The sequence below is a fragment of the Mesorhizobium sp. M8A.F.Ca.ET.207.01.1.1 genome (assembly GCF_004794715.1).
Taxonomy (GTDB): Bacteria; Pseudomonadota; Alphaproteobacteria; order Rhizobiales; family Rhizobiaceae; genus Mesorhizobium.
In genome coordinates, this window is record NZ_SRUS01000358.1 from 1 (window position 1) to 324 (window position 324).

At 62.3% G+C, this 324-nt stretch carries 1 protein-coding gene; it reads right to left on the reverse strand.

The genetic code is table 11. The features are described 5' to 3' along the window. Positions 1 to 271: zinc ribbon domain-containing protein (locus EN850_RS34905; protein ID WP_136093024.1), on the reverse strand; the 271-nt coding region annotated here is incomplete at its 3' end. Between the last annotated feature and the right edge of the window lie 53 nt (positions 272 to 324).

The following is a 324-nucleotide window of genomic DNA, read 5'->3' on the forward strand; positions in this document are numbered from 1 at the left end:
CGTCGGAGACGGGATGCGGCCTGTCGCCTTCGATGTTGGGAAGCAGCGACGGAGTACGGGACGGCGGCACGATGGTCCGGCTTGGTGTCGGAGCAGGCCGTTCGACGGCTTTTGCGGGCGCACCGATGCTTGCCCCACATTTCGGGCAGAACTCGAAATCAGGTGCACACAGGTAGCCGCAACTTGCGCATGGCACGGGCTGACGCCTGCCACACTTCGGACAGAAAGCGTAACCGGATTCAACCTCGAAACCGCAGCCTGAGCAGTCCATCGAACAAGACCTCACTAGGGGCCATGACGGCGTGACCTCGCTACGCACTTCAC